The organism is Bartonella sp. MU37NMGALS, assembly GCF_042194015.1.
GTDB classification, from domain to species: Bacteria; Pseudomonadota; Alphaproteobacteria; order Rhizobiales; family Rhizobiaceae; genus Bartonella; species Bartonella grahamii.
Genome location: NZ_JBHIML010000003.1, coordinates 138,639 through 161,797 on the forward strand (window position 1 = coordinate 138,639; position 23,159 = coordinate 161,797).

Annotated in this window: 13 protein-coding genes; 7 read left to right on the top strand and 6 right to left on the bottom strand. The window is 37.6% G+C overall.

All coding sequences use genetic code 11. The features are described 5' to 3' along the window. The first annotated feature begins 54 nt into the window (after positions 1-54). The 6 genes from accD to tsaE all read left to right on the top strand — a co-directional run bounded on the left by accD (position 55) and on the right by tsaE (position 8,479). Positions 55-975, top strand: coding sequence for an acetyl-CoA carboxylase, carboxyltransferase subunit beta (gene accD / locus ACFIJP_RS03115; protein ID WP_375625491.1), 921 nt, complete (start codon positions 55-57; stop codon positions 973-975). A 4-nt stretch (positions 976-979) separates the two neighbouring features. Then, the gene (locus tag ACFIJP_RS03120; RefSeq protein ID WP_375625492.1) at positions 980-2,299 is read left to right on the top strand and encodes a bifunctional folylpolyglutamate synthase/dihydrofolate synthase; all 1,320 of its coding nucleotides are present in this window, start codon (positions 980-982) and stop codon (positions 2,297-2,299) included. 43 nt (positions 2,300-2,342) lie between these two features. Continuing rightward, on the top strand, positions 2,343-3,341 hold the full coding sequence (locus ACFIJP_RS03125; RefSeq protein WP_375625493.1) for a complex I NDUFA9 subunit family protein: 999 nt from the start codon (positions 2,343-2,345) through the stop codon (positions 3,339-3,341). 719 nt (positions 3,342-4,060) lie between these two features. Further along, the gene (gene ahcY, locus ACFIJP_RS03130) at positions 4,061-5,458 is read left to right on the top strand and encodes an adenosylhomocysteinase (protein WP_375625494.1); all 1,398 of its coding nucleotides are present in this window, start codon (positions 4,061-4,063) and stop codon (positions 5,456-5,458) included. Positions 5,459-5,491: 33 nt separating this feature from the next. Further along, positions 5,492-7,957 carry a PAS-domain containing protein gene (locus ACFIJP_RS03135; protein WP_375625495.1) on the top strand — a complete coding sequence of 822 codons (2,466 nt, stop codon included), beginning with the start codon at positions 5,492-5,494 and terminating at the stop codon, positions 7,955-7,957. A gap of 51 nt (positions 7,958-8,008) precedes the next feature. Then, positions 8,009-8,479: a tRNA (adenosine(37)-N6)-threonylcarbamoyltransferase complex ATPase subunit type 1 TsaE gene (tsaE, locus tag ACFIJP_RS03140; protein WP_375625496.1), complete on the top strand. Its 471-nt coding sequence runs from the start codon at positions 8,009-8,011 to the stop codon at positions 8,477-8,479. Between the two features lie 777 nt (positions 8,480-9,256). Here tsaE and trxA read toward each other — a convergent pair. The 6 genes from trxA to ACFIJP_RS03170 form a co-directional block, all read right to left on the bottom strand. Next, the gene (trxA, locus tag ACFIJP_RS03145) at positions 9,257-9,580 is read right to left on the bottom strand and encodes a thioredoxin (RefSeq protein ID WP_375625497.1); all 324 of its coding nucleotides are present in this window, start codon (positions 9,578-9,580) and stop codon (positions 9,257-9,259) included. A 175-nt stretch (positions 9,581-9,755) separates the two neighbouring features. After that, positions 9,756-13,232 (bottom strand): double-strand break repair helicase AddA, encoded by a 3,477-nt coding sequence (gene addA / locus ACFIJP_RS03150; protein ID WP_375625498.1) that lies wholly within the window; start codon positions 13,230-13,232, stop codon positions 9,756-9,758. A 2-nt stretch (positions 13,233-13,234) separates the two neighbouring features. Continuing rightward, positions 13,235-16,354 carry a double-strand break repair protein AddB gene (gene addB, locus ACFIJP_RS03155; RefSeq protein ID WP_375625499.1) on the bottom strand — a complete coding sequence of 1,040 codons (3,120 nt, stop codon included), beginning with the start codon at positions 16,352-16,354 and terminating at the stop codon, positions 13,235-13,237. A 901-nt stretch (positions 16,355-17,255) separates the two neighbouring features. Further along, positions 17,256-18,830: a peptide chain release factor 3 gene (locus ACFIJP_RS03160; protein WP_375625500.1), complete on the bottom strand. Its 1,575-nt coding sequence runs from the start codon at positions 18,828-18,830 to the stop codon at positions 17,256-17,258. Further along, the gene (locus ACFIJP_RS03165; RefSeq protein ID WP_375625501.1) at positions 18,830-20,491 is read right to left on the bottom strand and encodes a lysine--tRNA ligase; all 1,662 of its coding nucleotides are present in this window, start codon (positions 20,489-20,491) and stop codon (positions 18,830-18,832) included. Before ACFIJP_RS03165 ends, ACFIJP_RS03160 begins: the two co-directional genes overlap by 1 nt. A 374-nt stretch (positions 20,492-20,865) precedes the next feature. Then, complete coding sequence (locus tag ACFIJP_RS03170) at positions 20,866-22,101, bottom strand: argininosuccinate synthase (RefSeq protein ID WP_375625502.1); 1,236 nt, start codon at positions 22,099-22,101, stop codon at positions 20,866-20,868. A 170-nt stretch (positions 22,102-22,271) separates the two neighbouring features. On the opposite strand from ACFIJP_RS03170, the gene ACFIJP_RS03175 reads away from it, so the two are divergent. Beyond that, entirely contained in the window at positions 22,272-22,913 is a 642-nt protein-coding gene (locus tag ACFIJP_RS03175; RefSeq protein ID WP_375625503.1) for a LysE family translocator, read from the top strand. Positions 22,914-23,159: the final 246 nt, after the last annotated feature.

Here is a 23,159-nt window from a genome sequence, read left to right on the forward strand (position 1 = left end):
ATATTCTTTCAAATTATGCGAAAGATGTGTAATATTTAAAGGAAGGTTATAAAGATGAACTGGATTACAAATTATGTTCGTCCTAAAATTAATTCTATATTGGGGCGCCGTGAAATTCCAGAAAATCTATGGATTAAAGATCCTACCAGTGGTGAAATGATCTTCCATAAAGATCTGGAAGCTAATCAATTTGTCGCTCCCAATTCTGGCCATCATATGCGTATCAGCGCTAAAAATCGTCTCATGCATTTTTTTGATGATGGTGTTTATACAGCTCTTGAAAATCCAAAGGTTGTAACAGATCCCTTAAAATTTCGTGACGAAAAACGCTATATTGACCGGTTAAAAGATTATCGTTCTAAACTTGGTGTTGATGATAATATTTTAAGTGCACGTGGTACGATTGAAGGCTTACCAATTATTGCAACTGTTCAAGATTTCGCCTTTATGGGTGGATCACTCGGTATGGCTTCAGGAGAAGCTATTATTAAAGCTTTTGATACTGCCATTGCCGAAAGGCGCCCGTTAGTTCTTTTTTCTGCTTCTGGTGGCGCACGCATGCAAGAAGGAACGCTCTCGTTGATGCAAATGCCTCGTACAACTGTAGCGATTGAAATGTTGAAAGAAGCAAAACTTCCCTATATTGTTGTGCTGACTAATCCAACCACCGGTGGTGTTACTGCTTCTTACGCCATGCTTGGTGATATTCACATTGCCGAACCTGGCGCTATGATTGGTTTTGCTGGTCCACGTGTGATTCAACAAACTATACGTGAAACCCTACCAGAAGGCTTTCAAAGTAGTGAATATCTGCTCGAACATGGTATGATTGATATGGTTGTATCGCGTTTAGAAATGAAAACAACAATTGCGCGTCTTTTACGCTTGATGATGAAACGCCCTGCTGTTTTTAACCCTTCCGATCCATCCCCAACAGACTTTCAAACATCGCTTTCTAGGACAAAAGCAGCTTAAGTTTATGCAACAAAGCCAAATACAAAGGGTGGTGGATGATTTACTAAAAAATTATCCGAAAAAATTTGATCTTTCTTTAGAGCGTATTATTCACCTTTTAGAGCGTCTTGGTAATCCGCATTTAAAACTTGCCCCTATTATTCACATCGCTGGAACAAATGGCAAAGGATCTGCCTCAGCAATTTGCCGTGCTCTTTTAGAAAGTGCAGGATACTGCGTTCATGTCTATAGCTCACCTCATCTCGTCAACTGGAATGAACGCTGCCGGTTAGGTCAAAAAGGAGGTGGTCAACTTGTTACAGAAAACCAATTAGCTGAGACAATCCATGAAATTATAAAAGTAAATCGTCAAGAGCCGATTACTATTTTTGAAATTTTTACAGCCGCTGCCTTTATGCTGTTTAGTATACATCCAGCTGATGTTGTCATTTTAGAAGTTGGTTTGGGAGGACGTTTTGATGCTACCAATGTCGTTAACAAACCAGCTGTATCGCTTATTATGCCCATTGATTATGATCATGAAACCTTTCTTGGAAATACAATTGCTCAAATCGCTTTTCAAAAAGGAGGGATTATCAAACCAAATGTTCCAGTAGTCATCGGGAAGCAAAATTATGAAGAAACTCTTGCTACTTTAATACCCCTTGCCGATAAAAATAAAGCACCTTATTCTCTATTTGATCAAGATTATCAAAGTTATAAAGAACATGGACGTATGGTTTTTCAAAACAATCAAGGTCTCATGGATCTTTCACTTCCTAACCTTATTGGAGACCACCAAGTTGCCAATGCTGGCGCATCTCTTGAAGCAGTTTGTCAAGCGGGTTTTCAACTTTCAGAACAAACCATAAATGACGCTTTGAAAAATATCTATTGGCCCGCACGGATGCAACATCTTATCCAAGGACATTTGGTTGATCAACTGTCTCCTAATATTGATTTATGGTTAGACGGTGGTCACAATCCTGCTGCTGGAAAAGTTATTGCGGCAGAACTTACACAATGGAGAAAAAAAACAGATCGTCCCATTATTATGATTGCTGGTATGCTCAATACCAAAGATGCTGTTGGTTATTTTCGTTCCTTAGCGAACCTTGTCGATAAAATATATACGATACCGCTGATTAACAATAATGCCGGTATCTCTCCAATAAAATTAGCTGAATCAGCGCAAAAAGCAGGAATCTTTGCTACTCCACAGGCGCATCTACAAGATGCTTTGCATAAGATTAGAGCCGAATATAAAGAGGCAATTGTCCTTATTAGTGGTTCCCTTTATCTTGCGGGCGATATTTTGCGTGACAATAAAACACCTCCGTGCTAAAAATCGATTATTTTAAAAGCGTTGAAAGATAGACTTTTTAATCATGCAACTTGATTGTGCACTTTATCAACATCCTAAACTTGTTACTGTTTTTGGCGGATCTGGTTTTGTAGGACGACATGTCGTTGAAACTTTGACTAAGCGGGGATATCGCGTTCGTATCGCTGTTCGTTGTCCACAAAAAGCTTATTACATGCTCCAAATAGGAGAAGTAGGACAAACCCAAATGCTTAAAACGGATATCAAGCATCGTGCTTCTGTTGCACGCGCGTTGCTTGGAGCTGATGCGGCAGTGTTTTTACCTGGTAGCTTAAAACAAGCAAATCAATCGAATTTTAAAAACACACAAATTGATGGTGCTTACAATGTTGCTGAATTAACAGCACAAGCTGCTATTCCACTCATCTATATGTCAGCACTTGTGGCTAACGAGAATGCTTCATGTCTTTATGCACGTGTTAAGTTTATGGGTGAACAAATCGTTCATAACAAGCATCCTCAAGCAATTATTATCCGTCCATCCGTTATCTTTGGACCAGAGGATTGTTTCTTTAACACCTTAGCAGATTTGTCACGTTTTTTACCAATTATGCCTCTTTTTGGGGGTGGGCAAAGCAAATTGCAACCCGTGTATGTTGGTGACGTTGCTGAGTTTATCGCGCGCACTTTAGATGGACAGGTTGCTTGGGGAAAAAATTATGATCTTGGTGGTCCCCAGATTATCACCTTTCAAAATACTCTTGAAAATATACTCAAAATTATTCACCGTAAAAAAACAATCCTATCCATGCCCCTTTCTGCTGGTCTATTGATTGGAGGAATTTTGGGAACTATCGGTAAATTGCCTTTTGTACCAACACTCGTAACAGCCAATCAGATACGTTTTTTGCAAATGGATAACATTGTTTCTAAAGAGGCTATAGAGAATGGATATACTCTAGAAGGTGTGGGAATTACTCCCAGAGCAATGGCTGCATTCTTGCCAAGTTATCTTTGGCGATTTCGTCCACATGGTCAATTTTCGCAAAACTTATTCGTCTAGAATAAATTTTTTCAAAACTGAGTTAATTATTTGATTTATAATTTATAGCTCGTTGTTAGCGATTCTGAAATCAGAATGCTCAATAGAGTAATGTTTTTGCGTTTTAAATGCTCTATTCAGTATCACAAAAAATGTTTAATCGTATACCTATAGTATTTTGATAAAAATCGTTGAAAACAAGAGAAAAGCACTTCTTATAAACTGTCTTTATCCAAGAGCAGATGCAACATTGGAATCCTAAAGAACCGATTCTGAATTGCCTATTCATAAATATGATAACCTATGACTTTGCATTATATTATTTTGGTAGAAAGCTTAATAATGAGATTAAAGTAGGGTAATACTTCCTTTTTCAACAACCGCATAAGCGCGTAGAATATAAGTATTCTACTTTCGATATTATCCCATAAAAAATCGATATAAAAACTGTGAAGCAATGCACAATTTTTATTATTTAAAAGGTATTCTCTCTGGAGATTTTTAAAAGCTTTAAAGTTACGTGAAAAGGATAGAGTTTTGTTTATATAAATAAGACTTATCATGAAGATCTCTTATTCTTTCAGTAACATCATTACTCAGATTCATAAATGCATATTTGTTGCACAAATTTATGGAGATTTTAAAAGAGCTTTTTCACATAAAGAAGTCCTCTTCTTGTCTTGCATTTTTTTTTAATTTCTCCTACCGTCTTGGAAAAACTTATTTTAAAGGAATAAAGAATGGCAGCTCAAGATTTTGTTGTCAAAGATATTGCACTTGCCGCTTATGGTCGTAAAGAACTTGATATTGCTGAAACTGAAATGCCTGGTTTGATGGCTTGTCGCAAGGAGTTTTCCTCTAATCAACCTTTGCGTGGAGCGCGTATTTCTGGCTCATTGCACATGACAATTCAAACAGCTGTTTTAATTGAAACATTAAAAGCAATTGGCGCCGATATACGGTGGAGCTCTAGCAATATTTTTTCTACGCAAGACCATGCAGCAGCAGCTATCGCCGCAACTGGTATTCCTGTATTCGCCGTTAAGGGTGAAACATTGGAAGAATATTGGACTTATATAGATGCAATTTTCCAATGGCCAGATGGTAATCCTTCCAATCTTATTTTAGATGATGGCGCTGATGCCACAAACTATATTTTAATGGGAAGTCGTGCAGAACAAAATAAAGATATCCTATCGCATCCCAAAACAGAAGAAGAAGAAATTTTTTTCAAACAAATACAAAAGCGTATTGATGCAACGCCAGGATTTTTTACACGACAGCACGCAGCAATTAAAGGTGTAAGCGAAGAAACCACAACAGGTGTAAACCGTCTTTATCAGTTACAAAAAGAAGGGCTTTTGCCTTTTCCTGCTATTAATGTCAATGATAGCGTCACTAAATCAAAGTTTGATAATAAATATGGATGTAAAGAATCATTGGTCGATGGTATTCGACGTGGAACAGACGTGATGATCGCTGGTAAAACTGCCATTGTCTGTGGTTATGGTGACGTAGGAAAAGGTTCAGCAGCATCTCTTTCTGGTGCTGGGGCTCGTGTTAAAGTAACAGAAATTGATCCTATTTGCGCTCTTCAAGCAGCTATGGATGGCTATGAAGTTGTTAATTTGGATGATGCTGCTTCCAGTGCTGATATTATCATCACGACAACAGGCAATAAAGATGTTGTTCGTTTAGACCATATGCGACAAGTAAAGGATATGTGTATTCTTGGCAATATTGGTCATTTTGATAACGAAATCCAAGTCGCAGCCCTTAGAAATTTGCCATGGACAAATATTAAACCACAAGTTGATATGATCACCTTTCCCGATGGAAAACGCATCATTTTGCTCTCTGAAGGGCGTTTGTTAAACCTCGGGAATGCGACTGGGCATCCCTCTTTTGTCATGTCAGCCTCGTTTACTAATCAAGTTTTAGCGCAAATTGAACTTTTTACCCGTGCAGAACACTATACAAATGAAGTCACTGTTTTGCCTAAACATCTTGATGAAAAAGTTGCACGTCTACATCTTGATCGGTTAGGAATAAAATTAAGTGTTTTATCAGAAGAACAAGCCGCTTATATTGGAGTCACACCACAAGGACCTTATAAACCAAACCATTACCGTTACTAAACATTTCCTTGGGTTAAAAAAGGGTAAGATGTCGTGCGCAGCTTTGGTGACTATAACCCCAAAGAAAAAGCTCAAAAAATGATTCGAATCTATGCGTATATATTTTGCCTTTTTTTCTTTTTTTCTCCAACATGCGCTGTTGCTCAGTCATTGGAAGGTTATTTACCATTTTTCTTCACTTTACTAGATGGTCCATGGCTGCTTTTAGCGCTGTGTGGAGGAATTTCTTGTGCTTCACTTCTCACGTGTCTAGCTGTTATTATGTGTGCAAAAAAAACTGCACAGAAGCCATTGAAGATAATTCAGGCAAATTTTTCTGAAAAACTTAAATATTATGAATGGCTTCTGGAAGAAACCGAGCAATTCCTTCTTATTTGGGAAAATCCAACAACCTTACCCCGTGTCGTTGGTGCCCTTTCTGCATTGCAAAAAATAGGAATCGATCAGAAAGATTTTCAGCGTTTTGAGCTCTGGGTTGAAGAAAATTCTCTGCGAGAACTTGATTATGCATTGACTCAACTACGTTGTAAATGTCACCCTTTTGATCTTTCTATCACCACCACAAACAATGTACTGCTACAAGTTACAGGCGTCATCGCAGGAACAGTCGCTATTGCTCGTTTTCAAGATATCTCAAAACAACAGAGTGAAAATGCTCGTTTACAGAAAGATATCGCCCGCCTTCTTACTGAACTGAGAATGCAGCGTAATCTTCTTGATCTTATTCAAGAGCCCGTATGGATAAAAGATTGTGAAGGAAAAGTTTGTTTTATCAATCGCGCCTTTAGAGAAATGACAGACTTTCGTGAAGGCAGTGATGAAGTGGGGGATCTTTTCAATGAAAATACACAACGCAAAACAGATGAAATAGAAACAATTTTTCAAGAACATGTTCACACAGTTATTGATGGAGAACGACATCGTTTTCATCTCACACGTATTACAACAGCCGAAGGGATGGCAGCTTTTGCGCGTGATGACAGCGCATATGAAAATCTTGCTCATGAATTACGTTATGTTCTTCAAAGCCATTGTGAAACACTTGACCAAATTTCAACAGCTGTAGCTATTTTTGATACAAACCAAAAATTAAAATTCTGTAATCATGCTTTTAAAGTTTTATGGCCGTTGGAGACTTCCTTTTTAGAAAGTGAACCAAGCCATACATTATTTCTTGAACGTCTACGTGAAAAAGGGCTCATTGCTGAACACCCCGATTGGCGCGCATGGAAAGAAGAACTTTTTAAAGCCTATCGACAAACAGAATCGAACCAACAAATTTGGAATCTTCCAGATGGGCGTACGGTGCGTGTTATCTCGAACCCTCATCCACAAGGAGGTGTCACTTGGCTTTACGAAAACCTTACAGAAAAAATTGATCTTGAACGCCGTTATAATACACTTATTAAAATACAAGGTGAAACACTTGATAAACTTTCCGAAGGCGTGGTTGTTTTTGGTACCGATGGACGCCTTCGTTTATCGAATCCTGCCTTGTCGAAATTGTGGTCGCTTCCTTATAATTTACTGGTAGAAGGGACCCATATTACACAGTTACAAAGCCATTGTTCAGCCTTAACCTTAGGACAAGAATGGGATCAATTTACCAAATTCATTACCGGTTTTGCTGAAAAACGTGAAACATATTCAGGTCGTATAGATCTTAAAAATGATATGATTATTGACTATACTCTGGTTCCTCTTCCCGATGGACAAACAATGCTTACTTTTGTGAATGTTACAGACACTGTCCATGTTGCGCGTGCTCTTCAAGAAAGAAATGAAGCATTAGAAAGTGCTGATCGTTTGCGTAATGAATTTGTCCAACATGTTTCCTATGAATTGCGTACACCTCTCACCAATATTATTGGATTTTCGGATATTTTACGTGATCAAATTTTCGGCTCTATCAATAAACGTCAACAAGAATATCTTGGGCATATTCATTCAGAATCAGGAACTCTTTTAAATATTGTTAACGATATTCTTGATCTTGCTACCCTTGATGCAGGCATTATGGAGTTGGACATAAAATCGGTTAATATTGCAGATGCTATGATACAAGCAGTAGCACGTATAGAAGATCGCCTTAATGGACGCCATATTACGCTTTTACAACAAATTTCTCCTTCCTTAAATTCCATTTCTGCTGACGAAAAACGCTTGCATCAAATTTTTGTGAATGTGCTGAGTAATGCTATTAATTTTGCAACGGAGGCGAGCACTATTGAATTTTGCGTTGATGAACAAGATGATAATATTGTCTTTAGCGTTCACAATGAAGGCTCTGATATTCCAAAAGACGTCCTTGATCGTATTTTTAAACGTTTTTCTTCTCATTCACACCATGGCGGGCGTGCAGGAGCGGGTCTTGGCCTTTCCCTTGTGAAGAGTTTCGTTGAACTACACGGTGGACATGTTGAGATTCTTACCGGTTCTGGAAAAGGAACAACAGTTAAATGTTTTTTCCCACTTCCCAAAGGAGATAAGATTTTTTAATTTCAATCTTTATTATAACAAAAATTTTTCATCCATTTCATGGAACCCTTAATGAACTTTAGTTTTTTTCTTGAAAATGAAGAGGCAACAAAGCTTTTTGCACAACATTTAACCCTTTCTTTAAAGCCGGGGGATCTTGTAACGCTGCAAGGAGATCTTGGGACTGGAAAATCAACTATTGCACGTACAATCATCCAAACACTTGCGAACGATAATACTATGGATGTTCCAAGCCCTACTTTTACTCTTGTGCAAAGCTATCAACTTCCACAGTTTGAAATTATTCATGCTGATCTTTACCGCCTTTCTATAGCAGAAGAAATTGATGAATTAGGGCTTCATGAAGCTCGTGAGAAAAATATTTTACTTGTTGAATGGCCAGAAAGAAATACAGCTCTTTTAGAACTCGCCACTTTTGCACTCACCTTACACTATAAAGAACATGGGCGTCATGTAACACTCAGATCAGCACAACATTCCATTGAACGTTTGCAACAGTCTTTTGCAATTCGTACATTTTAAAAAAACATCGACATGAGCATGAACATCATCATTTTTTAATTGATAATACCTCAATACGTACCGAAATTTGAGATGATGAACAACATAAAGAAGTCCCTCATGGATGTAATCAACTATGAAGATGAGATGAAATACTGGCTCTTTTATATAACAATGACATAAATTGCAAAGGACATCCGTTAATTTATAGCAATTTATCAATTTATTTTAGAGAATGTTTTTTGCCTTTCATACTTTTAGTAAAGGCTTCAAAAAAAGTCTTTTGATTCTAGAGAATAGTGTAAGAGAATTTTAAATTGAAGTGGTAACCCTTTAGAAGAGCATTATATAACCTATAGTGAATTGCTTGCTTCTTTCTGCTTAAAAATTGTGAACTTCAGAAAAGTAATTTGCAAAGTTTTTTCTTAAAATCTCCTTTCATGATTGCAAAGGACTCCAAACAAAAATCTCCTTATTTCTAGATTGATATTGCCTTTTTATGTGTTGAAAGCACTATCTATCTCTATAGTCTTATTCAAGAAGAAAATACCTTTATGAAATTATCATTCACCCAATATTTTTGACGCGCATATAAGGAAAGAATTGCCTATATTCTTCATACAGGGCAATTTTTTATAAAAAATAGTCAATTGAATCATGCATAAAAGTACGAATTCTTAAATTCATTTAACATTTTGATTTTATTATCTTTTTATTATAATATAATGCAAAAAAGAATGTTTAAAAAATCAAAAGGAGAGACAAAGCTTCTCTCCTTTATAGTGATTATATGTGGAATTAACTAAGCCCATCTTTTATCCATTCAGAAAGACGTCCTTTAGAGGTAGCACCAACCATATTCGATGAAATATTTCCATTTTTAAACATTAATAATGTAGGGATAGAACGTACTCCGTATTGGGTAGCCAGTTCCGGATTTTCATCAATATTTACCTTAGCAATTTTAACTTGATTTTGCATTTCCATTGAAATTTCATCCAAAATTGGAGCAATCATTTTGCAAGGGGCGCACCATTCTGCCCAAAAATCAACTACAACAGGGGTGGAAGAGGTTAGAACTTCACTTTCGAAATTGTCCTTATCAACTTTTATACACGTCATTGATTTATCCTTTATATTCACTCTTTATAGATTGGTATGATAACAATTCATATCAAGTTATTGCAAAGATAAATTATTAAAGGACTTTTTTACACCAGAGATTGTGCATTGTGTTTGTTTGGGCGATTTTATAAAAGTAAAAAAGCGTAAGGATACTTTGAAGGAAAGGAATAACTTATAAGGCAACTTCACCAAGAAATGCCTCGAGTTTTTCTGGAGAAAGCTTAAAAATTTTGGCTTCTTTACTGTAGATAAGCAGAGCTTGGATATCTTTATCAGGATGAATAGCTTGTAATAATTTTCGGTAAAGAGCCATTTGCAACCAGTGATGGGAAGCAATAGCAGCTTCATTTTCTGGCGGGGTTCCTGTTTTAAAATCGGCAAAGATGATGCTGTTTTGCGTGATGTAGAGACGGTCAATTTGACCAGAAATTGCGTGTTCTTTTCCACGAATTTTTACAATACCCATTAAGGAAACCTCAGCACGTGAATGCTCAGAAAAAAGGGGCTTGAGGTAAACATGATCTAATATTTTCCAAACATGGCGAAGAGCATCTTCTCTTTGGCTCTTATACCAATGAGAGGCTTTGATATTGAGATAGTTTCGAGCATAGTCTCGACGTTTTTGGGGGGGGTAATCGGGTAAATATTGTAATAATCGGTGAACGATATTACCATATTCAATGAAAAAAGCTCTGTTAGTGTTTGTTTCTCCTAAAACAGGGGAGATGGTAAGCTGTTTTGGACTTGAGGACAGCTCTGTATCAGCTTCAATGGCAAGGCTCGCGACTGAGGGTTTTAACGGTTTTGGTAGCACTGGCTCTTCTGGTACTTTATGGGAGAAAAAAGCAGGCAAAGGTGGTAAGGTTTGGCATTCAGCGCAAGGGACTTTTGGGTTTATAGAAGCAGAAGAAGGAGGTGTAATACAATAACGCCAAGCTGCAATATCTTCCGCAGAATCTTTTATAGCAAGAGCATGCGGTTCAAGGGCTTTTTTTACCAGTTGTAACCATGTATGAGATGGCGTTTTCTGTCCTTTATATCCACAAATAAACAAGCGATCCTCAGCGCGGGTCATTCCTACATAAAGAAGGCGCCTATATTCTTCTTCTGCACGCTCTTTTAAGTGTGAAATTGCTTGTTTAGAGAGTTTTGTATCAAACTTTTCATTGGGACGCCAAATAAAGGTTTGTTTTCCGTTCCATTGTGCATTGTTTAAAGGAACTTTAAGCAAGTGAGGCGCATGCTGAGGATGCCAAATCGCACTACCAGGATCAACTAAAAACACAATAGCAGCCTCTAGTCCTTTTGCAGCATGAACAGTCATAATGCGGATTTCTTCATTATTTTGTTCAAATTCACGTTTAATTTCTGGTTCACTTGCACTTAATGTTTCTAAAAAAGCTTGTAATCCTGGTAATCCTGTTTTTTGAATAGTGAGCGTATAATCCATAAAAGCATCGAGCACATCATTTGCTTCAGATCCTAAACGAGACAGAATTTTTTGTCTTCCCTTATCATTATTCAAAATATGGCTATAAAACTCGAAAACCGGTATTTTATCCACTAAAGCGCGATAATGGTTTAGCTTTTCAAAAGCATCTTTAAAAGATATCTGCGATGATGCGTGCGTACATAAGCTTTGCCAAAGAGAGCCGGTGCGGTGTGCAGCAAGCTGATAGAGTTCCTCTTCACTAAGAGCAAAAAGGGGGCTTTTTAAAACACAAGCAAGAGAAAGATCATCTTGTGGCTGCAAAACAAAACGTGCAAGCGCCATTAAATCACGGATACTAATATGTTTGGTAAGCTGTAAACGATCAGCCCCTGCTACGGGAATATTGCGGTGTTTAAAAGCACGGGTAAGAGCTGAGACAAATTGATCACGTTTACGAACCAATATCATAATATCACTTGCCCGTATTAAGCGTCCTTTTGCTGGAAGCATTTCACCTTTTTGTAACCAGTTGGCAATAGTTTCAGCAATTTTTTCTGCTAAACGAACTTCAGGGGTATCTAAATGATCAACGCTTAAATGCCAATCATGAGGAAATTCACTCGTCTCTCTAGAAATTGCATCCCATATAACAACTTCACCGGGACTATGAACACGAATAGCTTCATGCACCGTTTTTGTATTTTCTGCCGAAAGTCCTTTATAGTTTTCTGGTGTTTCAAAAACAATATCAACGCTTTTAAGAACATCCGCTGTAGAGCGAAAAGAGTAATGCAGTTGTATTTTTTCAAATTGTTGATTGGTTTGCTGCACTTTTTTTTGAATGATTCGTCCATTTTCAGCAAAATTTTCTGGAGCTGCGCCTTGAAAAGAATAAATAGATTGCTTTTCATCTCCAACAGCAAAAAGAGTCCGTATATTTGTTCGTTGGCTATAACCTGAGAAAAACTCTTGTGCCAACAGTTGAATAATTTGCCATTGCTCAGGATTAGTGTCTTGTGCTTCATCAAGTAGAATGTGATCAAGCCCACGATCAAGTTTATAATGAACCCATTGGCTTGCACCTTTACGCTGTAACAAATGAAGTGTACGCTCAATAAGGTCGTCAAAGTCTAAGAAGCCATTGGCCTTTTTTAGATTCGTATAGATTTTGAGATAAACAGCACATAACTGAAAAGCAGCCATATTGAGAGTAGCAACTTTTGCGCATTGATATTTCTCTAAAAGAATAGAAAGCTTTTTTTGTTTATCTTCAAGCATTTGTTGAATAAAAGGCCAAATTTCATCTGATTTTTTACGAGATAAATGTGAAAAATTACGCGGCTCACCTTTTGTTGTAAAATAAATATCAGAAATAATATTGAGAATATTTGTCTCATCATGCACCTTTTCTAATTGGGAAAGTTTTTCCACCATATCCTTAAAGCTTTGACTACCATTGATTTCACAATGCTTAAGAGCATAAAGAGGAAGGCGCGCTGTTTGTTTAATTTGTTCCAGCAGATATTGATTTGTTTCATTGGGCGCTAAGTTAAAAAGCGCGCGCAATTTTTCTTCTCCATTTTCAGATAAAAGAGAAGATAAAAAATCAGACAATTTATGTTGCTTTTCAACTGCCTCATAAAGCAATTGGTTAAAAGTATGTTCGCTAATAACTTGAAGTAACTGTTGCAAAGCAGGTTGTACATCACGACGGGCTAAAAGTTGACGACGAGATTCTTGTCGTAATTTTTTTCGACTGATATCATCGGGAAGTTCAAAATGCCCTGCAATATTGGCTTCTAACATAAATTGATGCAAGAGAGATTCACAAAAAGCATGAATCGTTTGGATTTTTAAGCCACCAGGCGTTTCGAGAGCACGCGCGAAGAGTTGTCGTGCATAAGTTAGTTTTTGCGCATTAACAGGTTTTTTTTCAAACCGTGTTAAGGTTTCTTGCAGCTGTGCATCATCGAGTTCATTCCAACTGGAAAGCGTGCGAAAAATTCGTGATTGCATAACAGCAGCAGCAGCTCTTGTATAAGTAAGGCATAAAATACGTGCTGGAGGCGTACCGTTTAAAAGCAAACGGATAACACGTTCACTTAAAACGTGGGTTTTTCCAGATCCAGCATTTGCAGAAACCCACACGTTTTTTTGGGGATGTGTTGCTGTTGCTTGTGCATCAAGAGCGGCTTCAGGAATAGAAAAAAACGTCATGATTACTCTTCTTTATGAAAACCACTTGACCATTCCCACAACCGAGCCAAATGGTCGTAGTCACCTTCATATCGTTTTGACATGGGGACAGCATGTGAAAGATAACCTTGTTGTGGATTTTTATAATAAGTTATGAGTGCGATAAGATTTTCCCATGCATTGTCAGCAAGATCAACAGCACTTAGATGAGTTTTTCCGTCTTTTTTCTTTAAAAGAATTGATTGGGATTTAATTTCACCTTTTTTGTTAAGAGGAATGTAAAATAAATTTGAGGGGGTAAAATCTTGAAAATCTGGGAAGCCCCCTTGTATGAGTAAAGCTGTTTCTAAAGCCAATTGCGGAAATAATAATTCACGAACTTGTTTTGATGAAGGAGGGGTTCCGGTTTTGAAATCTAGAATTTCAACCGTTTTATCTGGCAAAACATCAAGACGATCAGCACGTCCTGAAAGGGTTACTCCTGTTGTTCCTATAGGAATTTTTTGTGATACCACTTCCGAATATCGCTCTCGCAGTCCTAAACTTTGTTCCCATTGAATAAAGCGTGGAGCAAGATTTTCAAAACTATTCCACCAAATTACTTCAATATCGGGTGGAAAATTGAATTTATCAAACTCTTTACGCCCAATAGCAAGCAGTACATTGAGTGCATTTGCAGCATTTGGATTTTTCATTTGTGTGCAAAAAGCTGCAAGAATAGCGTGATAAAGTGTTCCACGTTCTGAAGCGCTAGGATCATGAATAAGTTCTTTAAGTGGTTTGAGCCTTAAGATTTTTTTAGCATAAATAGCATAGGGATCATATCGTAATGTTTCTATTTCAGTAACTGAAAAATGACGCGGGCGTATATCAAGAGGCGGAGCAGGGCAAGGACGTTCCACCTCAGAAGTTATGCTTGTATGATCAAGCATCTTTGCCCAATGGCGTAGTATTTCACCTCGTTCACGGATTTGTTCCCAAACCTGTTTTCCTACAACTGTTTCCATGCGTTGTAGCCAGCGTGAAGGAATGGAAGGCGTATGATTAACGCGCAATGCGCGACTCATCACCACTTTATCCATTCCCATCGCCCATTGAAAATCATGCGCAGAAAGACCAATACGCTGCTCTGGTGGTTCCAGAGTTAACATCATTTTCATCGGTCGCGATAAAAAAGCATCATTTCGGGTTGATATCGGCCATGACCCTTCATTAAGACCGCCGATGACCACTGTATCAACTGTTTGCAAACGTGATTCCAACGTACCCCAGATGAATAAACGTGGATGTCCTCCAGGCGAAGGTGTGACAGAACGGGTTGCTATTATGGCAGAAAACATAGCGGGCCATTCGCAAAGATGAAATGTTAATCCGGATTGATCACTGACCAATTCACGTAAAAATTTTGATAGGGTTTGTCCTGCTTCGTGTTGATAAAGATGTGCAAGAGAATTATTCTCATTGCGCCCAAAATTTTCAAAAACCTCAACAGTTGCTATCGCAGCTTCGTTGATGGTAAATTCTTTCTCTTTTTTCATAAGAGATGTTAAAGGTTCAACAGCTTTCCTCAAAAGATGACAAAGGAAACGTGCTTCTTCACATTTCTGCTGATCAAGAGCGTTGATTTCAGAACTATTATGAAAGTGCGTTTCAATCCATTTTTCAAGAAATTGATCACATTCGCAAAGATTGATGCGTCCTGTATTCCCTCGAAGAACAAAAAGTTCAAAATTTTCTGCCATTTCCCGTAAACGATGACGGTTTTGTTGGAGTGTTGTCAGTGGATGTTTAAGAAGAGAAAGAAAAGCAATGGGATCATCGGGTTGCAACACATTTTCTAAGATAAGTCGTAAGAGAGTTACAGGCAATGTTTGTGCAAGTGGTATTCCGCCTGAATCATTTGCTTCAATTCCAAATCGCTGTAATTCCACAGCAACACGGCGTGCTAAATTACGGTCGTTTGTAATAAGGGCTGCAGTTTTTTGAGGTTCTTCAATAGCTTTGCGTAAGGTAACAGCAATCGCGAGAGCTTCTTCACGTTCATTTATAGCTTCAATAAATGACCAATCTGCACAAAGATTTTCATAATCGTTACGGACAATTTGTACCCATTTATCTGTTGTAGAAGCTGGTCGGAGTGCTTCTGATAAAAGAGCCATTCGTTTTTTCTTTGTTATACTTTGTTGGCCAATTTCGCAAACATGATGACGTTGACACTCCATGAGAGTTAGAAGTTTTTTTAAATGATATTGAGGATGGCTAAAAACATTTTCTGCAAGATCAAAAAAATCACAAGCTGTTTTTTCTTCATTGCTTGTGCTTAGTGCATTCCATTGTTCTTCATCCATATGAAGATCAAGGCCAGGAAGAACAACAGCCCCCTTTGGTAGAGAAGCTATAACCTTTAAAAGATGAGAAACTGCGGGCATAGAACCTGATACACCAGCTGCAATGATCGGTTTATCAGGCGGCATACGTCGTAAAGTCTCTGCATGCATTGTGAGTGCTTGATTACGCCATTCCGCGGGATTACTTCGTTGTCTTTCTGTCAAGATTTTTGGCCAATTTTGCGTAACAATAGTCAAGAAATCGAGCGTTATTTGCCACCATTCAGCGACCATATCAGATGCAATATTTTTAAGTTTTGACCAGTCTGCTCCTTCTGTTTCAATTTCGTCCATCAAATGTGCTAAATCTTGCGCGAGCCAAATAGCATCAGCACTATGAGCCGGAATAAGCACATCTTCTGTACCAAACATGGCACGCAGATGCGCAGGCAAATTTTCACGCCATGGACGGATAAGGCGCGCTAAAAGTAAAAGACGTTCGCTTTCTCCAATAGGTGGATCGAGAGCGCTGGTATGATTTTCAACAAAAAGGAAACTGTCTTCATCTACATCTCCTAGAGCACGAATAGTTGGCAAAAATGTTGATTGTGTATCACTTCTTTCAACAAAAGCTAAACGCAAAGCGCGAGCAGCACGACGTGTTGGAACATAAATAAGGCTATCAGCAAGGGCAGTTTGAATATCTCCACTGGAAGCGAAATTATCAATAAGGCTACCAGAAAGTAGTGCATCAACAAAGTGAGGCAAAAAAGCAGTTCCCGGAGAAATAGAAAAGACACGCGGTTTATAGGTCATATGATCTCATATTTGGGATAACAAATTTCAGCTTATTGATTATTTGTATTATTTTGACTGTATACAATATTTATACAAGGAAAAACTGAAAAGCTATATTTATACAGCAGATTTTTTAGTTTAAATTTAAAAAAATATTGAAGTAAATTATATGTCTTAAATCATCGCGAAAAAATATATAAAATTTTTCTGATATTTTTCAACGTAGAATTGGCTACAGTTTATTCTCTAACTCAAATAGGTAATATAAAAATAAATATTAAAGTTTTAAAAGGTGCTAGGGGTACCAATGCATTGCAGCTCTTTGAATATAATAAATTTACCGTATTCTTTATACAGTGCAATCTGAAAATATCCTTTACATACCCCACCATTTTCAGAAAAAAATAATATGTCCACCTTTAACAGCGAAAATAGATTACTTTTATGGAGAGAGTTTTGCAAAAGTTTATCGTGCAAGCCTCTATCTTGCTAGGATCACATCCCTTATGCAAAATAGAATGCCCAAAAATATCATTATATTGCAATTTTATATGTTTGTTTTTAAATAGACATCTTTCATTGTACTTGAGCTTACCTCGTAATGTCGTCCTGTAAATAATATAAATGAATAGTATAATGTAAACTTCCGTGAATAGGATAAGATACATCACACACCACCATCGTTACATCATAACGCTACAAACCACCATAATCACTTTTTTACCCTCGCCCAATATTTTGAAAGCTCTTGGCTATAGAGAAAATTTATAAGAGGCTTTGTATTTCTTGCTTCAAGTGTTTTTACGCACACACCAATCCTACTTATGACGTGAAAACAAATGATTTTGATTGTTTCAATATGAAAAACGATAAATTATCATTATAAATCAAATTATTGTAGAAAATATTTTTCTTTATTTTAAGAGCGTACTTGATAATCTTTAAAAGCAGAAAATTTTATTTTAGGAGCTCTTTCTGCCTCATAATTCAATGAAAAATGGTTCTCCGCTAAAAAAACTGGATCACCTTCTAAATCATACGCAATAGCAGAGCGGTGATTGCTGAGAAACTTTTGCAACTCATCTTTGCTCTGCGCTGAAATCCAACGACATAAATTAAAGCGCGCTGATTCAAAACTTACCGGCAGAGAATATTCCACCTTAAGTCGTTCCGTTAAAACATCAATTTGCAAGGCACCAATAACACCAATGAGAGAAGGCGACCCATCATCAGGAATAAACAATTGTACAACCCCTTCTTCAGCCATTTGTTGCAAAGCTTCTTTGAGCTTTTTTGCTTTCATTGGATCGCCCAAACAAACACGACGCAAAATCTCTGGTGCAAAATTTGGTACTCCCTTAAAGAGGATATCTTCTCCTTCAGTCAAAGTATCGCCAATACGCAATGTTCCATGATTAGGAATCCCTACGATATCACCGGCATAGGCTTGGTCAGCAATTTGGCGTGAACGCGCAAAGAAAAATTGTGGAGCCGAAAGTGTCATCGGTTTTCCTGTTCGAACCAACTTTGTTTTCATACCACGTTCAAGTGTTCCCGAACATACCCGAAAAAATGCAATACGATCACGATGATTAGGGTCCATATTCGCTTGAATTTTAAAAACAAATCCCGTCATTTTAGGTTCCATGGCTATGACATTGCGCTGATCTGCACTTTGATCACGAGGACTTTGACCAAAATCAATAAGCGCATTGATCAAATCACGAACACCAAAATTTCGCAAAGCTGAACCAAAATAAACCGGAGTCATATGACCTTCACGGAAAGCTTGAAGATCAAAATTCTTGCAAACACTTTGAGCGAGTTCTACCCCTTCAATAAAAGTGGAACGTTGATATTCAGGGAGTAAATGGACAACCTCTCTGGGATTTGAAACTATCCGCTGTGTTATCTCATCATCTTTTTGACGAAAACGATTATGATGAAGGTCATAGGTACCAACAAAATCTTTACCCGTACCAATTGGCCATGTTATAGGCGCAGTATCAAGAGCAAGCTTTTCTTCAATTTCATCTAAAAGCTCTATAGGATCACGTGCCTCACGATCCATTTTATTGATAAACGTAACAATAGGAATATCCCGCATCCGACATACTTCAAACAATTTCAGTGTTCTTGGCTCAATTCCGCGTGCCCCATCCAATACCATGATAGCACTATCAACAGCTGTGAGAGTGCGATAGGTATCGTCCGCAAAGTCCTCATGTCCTGGAGTATCTAGGAGATTAAAAATATGATTTTCATATTCAAACGTCATCACCGAAGTCACAACGGAAATACCACGATCACGCTCAATATTCATCCAATCAGAACGGGTTTGAATACGATCTTTTTTGGCTTTTACTTCTCCTGCAAGTTGAATAGCACCACCAAACAATAAAAGCTTTTCTGTTAATGTTGTTTTCCCCGCATCTGGGTGAGCAATAATTGCAAATGTACGGCGTCGCTTTACTTCCTGCACTCTTCGTTCCATTATTCCTCCGTCGGCCGTGCAAGTGTTTCAGCAATCAGTGCACGCATTTCATTAATCCCATAAAGCGCTATAAATGATCCCCATCGTGGACCTCGCTCTTGTCCAAGAAGGACTTCATACAACATTTGAAAAAAAACATTGGAAACACCAGGCCCACCTTCAGGGCTTTTTTTGCTATGATCTTGATAACGTTCCGTTAATCGTGCAACATCAAGAAGCATATTTTGTAACATGTTGCCATCAATAGTTTCAGGTAAATTAGCTAATTTTTCCTCAATTTGTGCTAATGTTGCTCGTTCGCTATCATCTGGTATACGAAATTTCTTGTTTGGTTTAACAAAAACATCAAAATATTTAATAGCAAACTTCACCAATTGATCAAGTTCTGGATAAGTTTGTGCATTTGCTCCTTTAGCGTAACGAGAAATAAAACCCCAAAGAACTTCTGCATTCTCCGCATTTGAAGCACTTACCAAATTTAGGAGCATCGCAAAGGATACAGGCAAATCAACCTGCGGTGGACAACCATTATGAATATGCCATACAGGATTATTCAGACGCTCTTTCCATTCTTGGCGACCATAGGCTGAAAGATGCGCATAGTATTCATCAACCGCTTTAGGAATGACATCAAAATAAAGCCTTTTTGCTGTTTTAGGCTTTGAAAACATATAAAGCCCTAAACTCTCTGTTGGAGCATAAGTAAGCCATTCATCAATGGTTAAGCCATTTCCCTTGGATTTGGAAATTTTCTGCCCTTTCTCATCTAAAAAGAGCTCATAGTTGAATCCTTCTGGGGGCTTTCCACCTAATACTTTACAAATTTTAGAAGAAAGATTTGTGGAATCAATAAGGTCTTTTCCTGCCATTTCATAATCAATGCCAAGCGCTGTCCAACGCATTGCCCAATCTACCTTCCACTGACACTTAACCTTGCCCCCTGTAACCTCTGTTTCTATGGTTTCTCCTGTTTCTGGCTCAATATAAGTAACTGTACCTTTTTCAACATTACGCGCAATCATCGGTACCTGTAATACTTTTCCAGAAAAGGGAGAAATCGGTAGAAAGAGTGAATAGGTCGCTTGCCGCTCTTCACCTAATGTTGGTAAAATAATTGCCATAACCTTGTCATAACAGGCAAGAATTTTCAAAAGCGTTTCATCAAAACGACTGGAACTGTAATAATCCGTAGCACTTGCAAATTCATAATCAAAACCAAAACGATCAAGGAAAGCCCGTAACCGGGCATTATTCGCTGCCCCAAAAGAAGGATAATCATCTCCAAAAGGGTCCGGTACACGGCTCAACGGTTGACCAAGATAATGTTCCATCCTTTCGCGATCAGGCACATTCTCAGGAATCTTGCGCAAACCATCCATATCATCAGAAAAACAAAGCAATTTTGTTTTTACTTTATTCTCCGTAAGAATATGAAATGCATGACGCACCATGGTTGTACGTGCAACTTCCCCAAAAGTTCCAATATGCGGTAAACCAGAAGGGCCATAACCTGTTTCAAATATCACACTGTCTGGATAACCCGTCTTTTCATACCGTTTGATAATCTTACGTGCTTCTTCAAATGGCCAAGTTCTCGATTGAGAAGCTGCATCTTTTAATTCAGGCGTAAGGTTAAGGGTATCACACTGATCACGCATCATTATTTGTCCTAAAAATTACACTCTTTCAAAATAGGGTGTATGGTTCTTGAATTTATTCGTCAATAATAGCAAGCAAAAAGATGAAAATTTCTTTATACTCTTAAGTCACAATACAAAAACCGCCCTCGCTATAAACATATTTTGTTCTGATAAAAATCAAAAACATTCAATATTATAAAGCAAAATTGACTTGTTTTGATTATCGAAGCCTTCATTGCTATTATTATCATGGGTTTTGCTTATTATATTTATTAGCGCAAAAGATAAGCTTCTAATATTGAACGAAAGAACGGTAAAAACCAACAGAAAAAATGCTTCAACTAGGCATTTCATACAAAAGCACTAATCCACATTACACTTGTCACCGTAACTTTCTATTTCTTTTCTTTATCGCCTTGATGACGCATTGCTAATGTACGCAAACGTAAAGCATTTAATTTAATAAAACCAGTTGCATCTCTTTGATCATAAGTACCTTGATCATCCTCGAAAGTTACCAACTCACTCGAATAAAGTGATTTTTTACTTTGGCGCCCTTCAACAATCACGTTTCCTTTATAGAGTTTTAACGTGACTTCACCTTCAACATGTTCTTGAGATAAATCAATAGCTGCCTGCAGCATCTTACGTTCCGGCGAAAACCAAAATCCATAATAAATGAGTTCTGCATAACGTGGCATCAATTCATCTTTCAAATGAGCTGCACCACGATCTAGCGTTAAAGATTCTATAGCTCTGTGAGCCGTTAAAAGAATGGTCCCCCCTGGGGTTTCATAAATACCCCGCGACTTCATACCCACAAAGCGATTTTCTACTAAATCTAACCGACCAATACCATTATCGCGCCCATAATGATTTAATTCTGCAAGTAAAGTTGCAGGAGATAAATTTTTTCCATTGATTGAAACAGCATCACCTTTTTTAAAGCCAAGAGTGATTCTTGTTGCTTGATCTGGAGCATCTTCTACCGAAAGAGTACGCATATGGACATATTCAGGAGCAGGAAGTGCTGGATCTTCTAAAATCTTTCCTTCTGATGAAGAATGCAATAAATTTGCATCCACTGAAAAAGGTGCTTCGCCTTGCTTATCCTTTTCTACAGGAATTTGATGTGTACGAGCAAATTCAAACAGATCTGTCCGACTCTTAAAATCCCAATCACGCCATGGAGCAATAATCTTTATATCAGGGTTAAGAGCATAAGCGGAAAGCTCAAAGCGCACCTGATCATTGCCTTTGCCCGTTGCCCCATGAGCAATTGCATCTGCTCCCGTTTCCTTAGCAATTTCAATAAGGCGTTTTGAAATAAGTGGGCGTGCAATTGATGTTCCTAAAAGGTAAGTCCCCTCATAAACGGTATTGGCTCGAAACATCGGAAAAACAAAATCACGCACAAATTCTTCACGCAAATCTTCAATATAGATTTCTTTAACACCTAACATTTCAGCTTTACGACGAGCAAATTCTAGCTCTTCCCCCTGCCCCAAATCCGCTGTAAAAGTTACAACTTCAACGCCTAGCGTACTTTGCAACCATTTGAGAATAATTGACGTATCCAATCCCCCCGAATAAGCCAAAACAACTTTTCTAATATTTTGCCACTTCTTCATTTCAAAGTTCTATATGAGCTGCTCTTTTATTTCTACCTAGAAATCAAAACAATGCAACAAGTATAAAAATAAATTCTCTTTAAGCAACATTAAAAAGACGCAAAAAAGGTAAATAAAAACGCTTTAGAGTGTAAATAATGAATACTGCTTAAAAATAAAAGGAGATTTACGTGTCATTTCTACCGGAGTGGTCTATTGTTGTACAATTTGCTTTAGCATCGTTGATTTTAGCACTTATTCCAGGACCTGATATGATGCTTTCTGTAGGACGAACCATTACACAAAGCAAAAAAGCTGGAATTATGTGCGCCTTGGGTAGTGCAACAGGGTTTGCCATTCAAGTTACCGCTGTAGCACTTGGCTTATCAGCGCTTATTTTTGCTGCACCACACACTTTTATTCTTCTAAAAATTGTTGGCGCCTTTTACCTTTTATGGTTTTCCTTTCAAGCGTTACGGAGAAATCCGACATTTTCCTTTGAACAGACATCTTCTAAATCTCAAAGCGCTAAACGTAACTATCTTGCTGCTATTGGAATCAATCTTTTAAATCCTAAAGTTATACTCTTTAACGCCACATTTTTACCACAATTTATCAATGCGGATGATCCTATGGCAACACAAAAGCTACTCTTTTTAGGACTCTCTTATATTCCTATTTCTTTTCCCATTACAATTTCTATCGTTTTTACAGCGCATAAATTTACCAAAATTCTCAATAAAAATCCTCTTTATATTCGCTTTCTCGACTGGCTTATTGCTGGTACTTTTACTATCTTTGCCCTCCATCTCCTTATAGTTACAAAACATTGATTTATAAATGTAATTTATCGTTTTTAATTTAAATGAGAACAAAAATATTGTAGGATTCTCTCATTTTAAACCTGTTTATTTTGAATCAAACAATATCTTTCCCTTGTACGTTATAAGCGAATCGGGAGTTTTCGTGTGTAAAGCGAAATCTTTTTAAAGAACGTAATAAACAAAAGAGTGAGGCAATATACAATCTCCACTTTTTAAAAGATATTACCGTAGATGCTTTTAAAAGTCATAAAATAG